The organism is Peterkaempfera griseoplana (assembly GCF_001418575.1).
Lineage (GTDB): Bacteria > Actinomycetota > Actinomycetes > Streptomycetales > Streptomycetaceae > Peterkaempfera > Peterkaempfera griseoplana.
The window spans coordinates 1-7788 of sequence record NZ_LIQR01000440.1; the positions used below are offsets into that span (position 1 = coordinate 1).

The 7788-nt window shown below is 72.7% G+C and carries 8 protein-coding genes; all 8 read left to right on the top strand.

The annotated features are described in order from the left end of the window. Positions 1–103: 103 nt before the first annotated feature. The gene (locus AOK09_RS29105) at positions 104–1903 is read left to right on the top strand and encodes a type IV secretory system conjugative DNA transfer family protein (RefSeq protein ID WP_055590231.1); all 1800 of its coding nucleotides are present in this window, start codon (positions 104–106) and stop codon (positions 1901–1903) included. 116 nt (positions 1904–2019) lie between these two features. Beyond that, positions 2020–2853 carry an adenine nucleotide alpha hydrolase family protein gene (locus tag AOK09_RS29110; RefSeq protein WP_055590236.1) on the top strand — a complete coding sequence of 278 codons (834 nt, stop codon included), beginning with the start codon at positions 2020–2022 and terminating at the stop codon, positions 2851–2853. Positions 2854–2884: 31 nt separating this feature from the next. Continuing rightward, on the top strand, positions 2885–3448 hold the full coding sequence (locus tag AOK09_RS29115; protein WP_055590232.1) for a hypothetical protein: 564 nt from the start codon (positions 2885–2887) through the stop codon (positions 3446–3448). Positions 3449–3642: 194 nt separating this feature from the next. After that, positions 3643–4509 carry a hypothetical protein gene (locus AOK09_RS29120; protein WP_055590233.1) on the top strand — a complete coding sequence of 289 codons (867 nt, stop codon included), beginning with the start codon at positions 3643–3645 and terminating at the stop codon, positions 4507–4509. Beyond that, positions 4506–5960, top strand: a complete 1455-nt coding sequence (locus AOK09_RS29125) for a DNA cytosine methyltransferase (protein ID WP_079063522.1) — start codon at positions 4506–4508, stop codon at positions 5958–5960. Before AOK09_RS29120 ends, AOK09_RS29125 begins: the two co-directional genes overlap by 4 nt. A gap of 28 nt (positions 5961–5988) precedes the next feature. Next, positions 5989–6153 carry a hypothetical protein gene (locus AOK09_RS40495; RefSeq protein ID WP_157876076.1) on the top strand — a complete coding sequence of 55 codons (165 nt, stop codon included), beginning with the start codon at positions 5989–5991 and terminating at the stop codon, positions 6151–6153. Between the two features lie 2 nt (positions 6154–6155). After that, positions 6156–7274 carry a DnaB-like helicase N-terminal domain-containing protein gene (locus AOK09_RS29130; protein WP_055590235.1) on the top strand — a complete coding sequence of 373 codons (1119 nt, stop codon included), beginning with the start codon at positions 6156–6158 and terminating at the stop codon, positions 7272–7274. Between the two features lie 254 nt (positions 7275–7528). Further along, positions 7529–7788, top strand: a 260-nt coding sequence (locus AOK09_RS29135; protein WP_157876077.1) for a hypothetical protein, incomplete at its 3' end; no start/stop codon positions are given.

The window sequence follows — 7788 nt, forward strand, 5'->3', positions numbered from 1 at the left end:
GGTGGAGCGGAGCGGCGGCGCACCGTCCGGTCAGATGCAGTAGATCCACTCCGTCTTGACCAGCACCGAGGTGCGGCCCTGTTGGGCCAACACCCCTCTGTTCTTGGCCAGCGTCACATGTGTATCAGAGACAGCTCCTCCTTCTCCGTCCGCCCCCTCTCCCACCCCGGGCACCGACGCCCTCCTCTACGCCCTCATCGGCGCAGCCGTCACAGCGGCCGCCTTCGGCACCGTCGCGTGGATCTGCGGCACCGCCACCGCCTCGGTCACCGGCGCTGGACCGCGTGCCCCGTTCGCTCCACTCACCGCGGCCCTGCACCCTGACCAGCTGTGGCCGCACCTGGACCCCGTGCTGCGCGAGGTCACGACGCGGATCGTCCCCGCGCTGGTCACTGTCGCCGCCGCCGTCCTGGGCCTGCGCGCGTGGGCTGTCCGCAGGCGCCGCCGTACCCCAGGTCTGGCCACTGCCCGGGACTTGCCGGTGCTCCTGCCGAAGGAGATCACCGCCAAAGCCAGAGACCTGCGTCCCAGCCTCGCCGACGCCAAGCCTGGCGCGATTCGCCCCGAGGACACCGGCGTCCTCCTCGGCTCCCTGCCCGGCGGGCCGGAGGTCCGCTCCAGCTGGGAGGACGTCTGCGTCGCCATCATGGCGCCGCGCTCGGGCAAGACCACCAGCCTGGCGATCCCCGCGATGCTGGCCGCGCCCGGCCCGGTGCTGCTGACCTCCAACAAGGCCGCCCGCGACGCCTACACCGCCACCCTGGACGCCCGCGCACGGGTCGGCCGGGTGTGGACCATGGATCCGCAGCAGATCGCCCACGCGCCGCGCGAGATGTGGTGGAACCCCCTCGCCGACGCGACCGACCTGCCCGGCGCCCGGCGGCTGGCCGGACACTTCGTCACCGCCTCGGTGGACGAGTCCAACGGTTCCGACTTCTGGTCCACGGCCGCCCAGAACACTCTCATGTCGCTGTTCCTGGCCGCGGCCCGCGACGAGCGCCCCATCACCGACTGCCTGGCCTGGCTCGCCGCCCCGGCCGACCGCACCCCGTTGGACATCCTCAAGGCCCACGGCCTGACCGCCGTCGCCGCCCAGCTCCAGGGCACCGTCTCCGGCGCGGTCGAGACCCGGGACGGCATCTACGAGACCGCCCGCCAGTACGCCAGCTGCCTCCTGGACCCCGCCATCGCCGCCTGGGTCACCCCCGACCCCCGCGTCCCCGAGTTCCGCCCGGCCGAGTTCGTCACCGCCCACGACACCCTGTACCTGCTGTCCAAGGACGGCGGCGGCTCCGCCTCCGCCCTGATCGCCGCAGCCGCCGACTCCGTGATGCGCACCGCCGTCATCCAGGCCGAACGCGACGGCGGCCGCCTGGATCCGCCGCTGATCGCGATCCTGGACGAGGCCGCGAACGTCTGCAAGATCGGCGACCTGCCCGACCTCTACTCCCACCTCGGGTCCCGCGGCGTCATCCCCGTCACAATCCTGCAGTCCTACCGCCAGGGCCAGAAGGTCTGGGGCGAGGCGGGCATGGACGCCCTGTGGTCCGCCGCCACCATCAAGTTGGTCGGCTCCGGCATTGATGACGCCGACTTCGCCGACAAGCTCTCCCGCCTGGTGGGCGAGCACGATGTGCAGACCGTCTCCCACTCTGCCTCGGAGTCCGGGCGCTCCACCTCCACCTCGATGCGCATGGAGCGGATCCTGCCGCCCGACCGCATCCGTGCCCTGCCCAAGGGCACCGCCCTGCTGCTAGCCACCGGCCTCAAGCCCGCCCTGCTGGACCTCAGGCCCTGGTACAAGGAACCGGCCTCCACGGCCATCGCGGCAGCCTCCGCCCGGCAGACCGCCACCATCACCCGGCGCGCTCTGACCAAGGCCGCCGGGAGTGGGGCCGTATGAGCCTGCCTCGAGTACCGCGACCGCGCCCCGGCGGCGCAGGAACCGCACCCGCCCCTGCGGCACCCGAGCCGGCTCTGCGGACCCTCAGTCTCGGCGCCGGGGTGCAGTCCACCACGCTGCTGCTGCTCTCCGCCCTCGGCGAGCTCCCGAAACTCGACTACGCGATCTTCGCCGACACACGATGGGAGCCCACCCAGGTCTACGCGCACCTGGACCGCATCGAGCACGAGATCGCCCGGCCGGCCAGTATCCCGATCCTGCGGGTGTCCTCCGGCGACATCCGAGCGGACGCCCTGAACCCCGAGCACCGGTTCGCGTCCATGCCCCTCTACATCCGCAATCCCGACGGCGGGAACGGAATGGCGAGGCGCCAATGCACTTCCGAGTACAAGATCAAACCGATAAAGCGTCAGGTCAGGGCCCTTCTAGGCTACCCGTATCCGGCCCGGGTGCCTTCGGGTGTGGTCGTGGAGCAGTGGATTGGGATCTCCACCGATGAGTTCCACCGGGCCAAGGACGCAGATGTCCGCTACACCCGGAACCGCTTCCCGCTGATCGAGATGGGCCTGTCCCGCGAGGACTGCCTCGGGCTGCTCGCCGAGTTCGACCTGGCCTCGACCCCGAAGTCGGCCTGCCTGGGATGCCCGTACCACGGCAACGCCCAGTGGCGGGCGATCCGCGACACCTCACCCGCCGCGTGGGCGGACGTCGTCGACTTCGACCGGCGCATCCGCGCGGGCAACGCCCGCGCCAACGCCGAGGGCCGACCTCTGCTCGGCCAGGCCTTCCTCCACCGCTCCCGGGTCCCGCTGGACCAGGCGCCGATCGACAAGCCCACCCGCCACGAGCTCCTCGCCCGGCAGGACCGCCTGCCCCTGGACGACGAGTGGGAGCACGGCCCGACCGACGGCTGCTCCCCCTACGCCTGCCGCTCCGGCGACGCCGCCTAACCTCGCCCTCACCCGAGGAGACTCCCGTCCCGTGTGGGGAAACCCCGACTTCGAGCTGTATGACAACGTGGGCCGCGCCACCGCCCAGATCCGCTCCCACAACACCGGCACGCCGACCGACGACGACCTTGTGCGCTGGGGACTCGTACGCGTCCGGGACCGCACTGCAAGGCGCGCCCTACCCGCCGACTCCGGCGCCGCCACGCTGCCGTGGACCGACCTGCTGGTCCACTGCCAGGACGCGGCCGAGCTGGCCGCCGTCCTGGAGCGCGTCAGCTACGACGACGGTGCTCTGCCCCGCCTTCACCAGTTCTTGGAGCAGGCCGCCGAATGCGCCCGCCAGATACCGGGTGGCCAACGCATCGCCGAACAGCTGGACGCCCACGCGCAAGCACTCGACGACCTCGCTGGCCAGCTCCAGGACAGCGTCCAGACTCTGATCGACCAGGCCCGCGCCGGCGACCTGGCCCGCGCCCGGGCCGAGGCCGCGCAGGCAGCCTCACCGGCTGCCGGCCCAACCGCCGAGAGCACGACCAACAGCACCGCTGCGCTGGGGCAGCGGACATTCCCTCGCAAAGGCCACGCACGTCCGTAGACCCGGCCCTTCCCCCTGGTCTGCCCCGGATGGAGCCCCCGGTTGTCCAGCGCAAGGGACCTGCCGGGGCTGAACCGGGAGGAGGGATCCCGCCCGGCCCGCCGAGCCTCACCCGCTGGTTTCGCACTTCTCCCACTCACCCCGGAGGTACAGCCCTGGACCGATCCGTTGACCGGGCGCTCGCTCTGCGCTTGATGTGCCCGCTGCCGGACGGCGAGGTCACCGGCACCCAGCAGGTGGCCCGCCGCGGCGACGTGGTCGTCATCGCCGCGCTCACCCCGACCATCCGCGAGGACACCTGGTCCGGTGTACGGATCAGCATCGTGTCCCCCACCGCGGGAGAGATCGCCAGCAACTGGTTTAGCTTCAGTGAGCACGCCGTCTTCGATGACAGCCACCTCCCCCGCAATGCGCGCGACGGCGGCGACCTCACCCGCTACAACCAGCAGAACCTGCTGCGGGTCGACCGTATCCGCGCCGACCGCCTCCGAGATGCCGTCAACGTCTACACCGCGGCATTCGCGCCGCCCCCGGCCCCGGAGTTCGCCGCCGCCGCCCAACTGGAGGGCTTGTGGAGGCTGGCGGCGACCCTCAACCACCTCGGCTCCATCGACCCCACGGCGCTCGCCGGCCGCGCTTTCGTCCACGCCGAGGCCCTGCGCGAGATCGCCGGGGAGATCCACCCCGACCTCTCAGCGATCAGCGGCGAGCGCAGCGCCGCCGACAGCGGGCAGATCACCCTTAACGGCGGACTGGACAATCTACGGGAGCTGCGCACGTCCCTCACCGAGTTGTCCGCCCGCCTCAACCAGTCCGCACAGGCGGAGCGGGCCGCCCGCTTCCGCCAGTACGCCGAGGACCTCGGCGGGATCGACGCCGAGATCACCGCCGCCCTCCCCCAGCCCAACACCGCCAAGACCGGCACCGAAGGCCGTGTCGCCGCCGCACGGAGCACTCCGTCGACACGCGCCTGCCCCAGCCCTGCTCCGTCCCACATCGCCGGCGTACCCGCGCTGTCCGGCTCCGCCCCGGCCCGGGGCACCCGGCGGGGGCAGCGGTGACCTACACGTACCCCGCCATCCCGCCTCCGGAGTTCCGGCCCAGGCTGTCCACCGCCGGAGACCTGCGCTGGCCGGACCAGGGCCTGCAGATGGGGCCGTGGTCTCACAGCCAGCTCGTGGCACTGGCCCACCCTTGGCCGGTGCGGTGGCTGTTCCCCCCATGCCCCGGTGACCCCCAGCGCGTCGTCAACCTCTTCGCTGGAGCTGGTGGTTGGGAGCAGGGCCTTCGCGTGCTGGACGCCGGCGGCGACACCTTCGACGTCGTCGGGGTCGAGATCGCGTGGGACGCCTCGGCGACGGCGGTGGCGGCCGGGCACCGCCGCATCGTCGCCGATGTCCGGGCCCTGGATCCGGTCCACCCCGCGCTCCGGTACGTCCAGGGCCTCACCGTCAGCGCTCCATGCCAGGTGTGGACACCGGCGGGCAAGCGCGAGGGCCACCAGGACCGCAACATCGAATTGTTGCTGGACACGTTCACGATGGCGTGCGAAGCGACCTTCGGGCACTGGCACGACAGCGGGGAGTGCTGCGACGAGGAGAACTGCGGCATCTGCTCGGATCCCGAGTGGGACGGATACGGCGGCTTCACCGGCCCGCTGCTGACCTTCGACGAGGCCCGCTCCCTGGTGCCCCAGATGACCGACAAGCGCATCGGCCTGATCGCCGAAACCCTGATCTGGTCACTCGCTCTCACCGCCCGCTACGACAACCTCCGCTGGCTGGCCATGGAACAGAGCAGCGCGCTCCCCGAGATCGTGCTGGACGCCCTCAGCGACGAGCTGACCATCGCGGACTGGTGCAGCACGGGCTACCAGACCCTGGACGCCGCCGACGCCGGTCTGGCCTCCCACCGCCGCCGCGTCTACCTGGTCGCCGGACGGCACCACTACGTCAACCTCCAGGCCATGCACCCCTGCGAGCCGGTCGCCCCGCGAAACGCGGCCCAGGCCCTGGGCTGGCCCGAGGGGGTGCGCGTCAACACCCGCGGGAACAGGCGGACGGCCGGCGGCAACGAGTGGTCGGCGGACAAGACCGCACCAGGCATCACCAGCAAGATCCGCGGCTGGTACTGGGCGCACAACAAGGAACGGAAGTTCACGGTGCCGGAAGCCGCGCTGCTGGTCGGGATGCCGGCCGACTATCCGTGGACCGGGTCACGCAGCTCCGCCTGCCAGCAGCTGGGCGACATCGTCGCCCCCACCGAGGCCGCCCGCGTCCTCGCCTCGCTCCTGGACAAGCCGTGGGAGGACCTGGTCGCCCACTACCTAAATGCCATCTACGGCTCCCGCAGCCGCACTCTGGCTGCACCCACCGCGTCACCGCCGCCCTCGCGCCGCGCCGCAGCAGCCGCCGCCGCCGCCTCCGAGATGCTGCCCGGCCTGGCCGCATGGTCCGCCACCGCCCACACGCCCGTCCCGGCGCCCCGCCGCAGCGGACGGCGCACCCCCTGACCCCTCCAACGAAGGCACGTCACCTGTGATGAGCACCCTGTTCCCGATCCCCCACACTCCGGTCGTCCGGATCAACCGGCGCTTGCATCTGGCCGTCGAGGCCGGCCGCGTCCGGCTGGAGGACCCCGTGCTGGCCCGGGACCTCGACCTCCTGGCCCGGTTCCTGTCCGCAGCCCCCCGGCAGAGTGCGTAGCGGTGACCCCGCAGATGCAGGCGGAGCAGGCCCTGCTCGGAGCCCTGCTCCTGGACCCCGCCCAACTCCCGCCGCTCGCCGACTGGCTGGAGGTCCGGCACTTCCACCGGCCTGCCCACGCCGCCCTCTACGAGGTCCTGCTCGCCCAGCACGCCGCCGACCACCGCGCACTCGCATCAGAGGCCGACCCCGACGCCCGGCGTGCCTGGGCGCTGGAGGCGATCTGCGCGGCCGAAGCGGCCAGCCCCGGGCTGACCCCCAGCTACGCCCATGCCCTGATCGCGGCGTGCCCGCGCGCCGAACACGCCCCCGCCTACGCCCGGATGGTCCTGGAGAGCGCGGTGCACCGCGCCCTGCACGAGCACGCCCACCGCCTGCTGCTCGCCGCCCAAAGCAGCGACATGCAGGACGCCGTGCACCTGGCCGAGGTGCTGCGGCAGGCGATCCGGCAGCTGACCGACGCCTGGGGCGCCGTGGACCCCCGCCCCCGCAGGCCTCTCCCGCAGCCTCCGGCCCGGCGCCCGGACCCGGCCGGCGACGAGGCGCTGCGCGGCAGTGAGGCCATGCTGCTCGGCGCCCTGACCGACCAGCCCGCCGCCATCGTCGGCATCGCCCAGTGGCTGACGGGCGAGGACTTCCTCGATCCCGGCCACCGCGCCGTCTACCACGCGCTGACCGCGCTGGCCCATCGCGGGGAGCCGGTGGACGCTTTGACCGTGTTGTGGGAGGTCCAGCGCCGCGGCGCCCTCACCTCCCGTACCCTCACCCCCGACCGCATCCGTGGCATCTGCGCAGGAACGAGTGCTGGAGATCCGGGGTACTGGGCCGAGACCGTGCTGCTCGCCTCCCTCCTGCGTCAGGCCGCCACGAGCGCCGGAATCATCCGCGCCCTCGCCCTGGACCCTTCCCTACCCGCAACCCAGCTCCTCGGTGCCGCCACCCAGGCTCTGGAACCCCTCGCCGCCATCCAGCACCGCTGGCAAACCGCCACCGGCACCCAGCCGCCCCGCCCCGGCCCGGTCCTCGCCGGCGCCCCGCGCACCGCAGCCGCCCACACCCCGCCTCAGCCCGCTGCGCGACCGCCGCAGCGTCCCAAGGCATCCCCGCGCGCCGGCCCCTGACCGCAGCCCCGGCGCTGCACTCGCTGCCTTATCGTCCTGCTTCTTGGAGCCGCTCCCTGACCGCACCGAACCCTGTCACCCAACTGGCCGCCGCGCTGCGCTCCCTGGCCGCGCTCCTCGACGAACAGCGTGTCGACCTTCCCGCCGCCTCCCGCGAAAGCGGCCCACCCGGCCCCGGCGAGGTCGCCGGCCACCTGGTACGCCTGGCCACCCTCCAGGCCAACATCCTGGCCCGCGCCCGCTACCTGACCACCGTGGCCAGGACCAGCCCGATGCACCGCCAACTCGCCGCCACCCACACCCGCACCGCCGCCTTTCTCCAGAGCGCCCTCACCCACCTGCACACCGCCCATCGGGCAGCCGAGGACCTCACCGGCATCGACCAGAGCGCCCGCTCGGCCGTGGCACCCCGCCGCACGGTGAACACCTCCCTGTCGCTGACCCGCCGGGCCCTGCGCGAGGCAACCGATCAGCTGCGCGCCGACGCCGCATCCCTCACCGCCCAGGCCCGCGG